At 49.3% G+C, this 670-nt stretch carries 1 protein-coding gene; it reads left to right on the forward strand.

The annotated features are described in order from the left end of the window. Window positions 1-77: 77 nt before the first annotated feature. The coding region (locus AACQ81_RS04755; RefSeq protein ID WP_272903151.1) for a contractile injection system protein, VgrG/Pvc8 family at window positions 78-670 on the forward strand (593 nt) is incomplete at its 3' end.

The raw sequence follows: 670 nt of genomic DNA on the forward strand, positions 1-670 counted from the left end.
TGTGGGAATTCAAAGAAGTCTATGGGGCACGCATGGAGATGTAATTGTTCAACCATCATGACAAGGAGCAAAATAGGATGAATATCATGAACGGGCTGACGGCGGCCAAAAGCGGATTACGCTTTACATTTCAGATAGCGGGGCTGCCTGAAGCTATCTTTGCCGTGGGTGAGTTTTCCCTTCAGGAAGGGTTATCTGAACTGTTTACCCTCAATCTGACACTGGTTCAGTCCCTGCCCGATAATCCCTTTCGGCCAAAGCCGGAGATCGATTTAACCACACTATTGATGCAGGAAGCAGTGTTGCAGGTGTTTAACGGTGCAACACTGCAACGCAAAATCACCGGCATCGTTTCCCATGCTGATTGGGCAGGCACTGATGGTAATAAAACCCTGTATACCGTGACGGTGCGGCCTGCCCTCTGGCGCCTGACGCTTAATCAGGACAGCCGGATTTTCCATCAGCAGAATGTGCCTGCCATCCTGAATAGTCTGTTGAAAAAGCATAAAGTCCGTGCTGATTCAAAGCTCTATGATCCGCATCAGGACAGAGAATATGTGACCCAGAAACGGGAATCTGACTATGGGTTTTTCAGCCGATTGGCGGCGGAAGAGGGGATCAGTTTCTGGTTTGAGGATGAAACCCTGTTTTTCAGTGACAGCCATCTGGG

The sequence above is a fragment of the Xenorhabdus sp. Sc-CR9 genome, assembly GCF_963897815.1.
Classification (GTDB): Bacteria; Pseudomonadota; Gammaproteobacteria; order Enterobacterales; family Enterobacteriaceae; genus Xenorhabdus.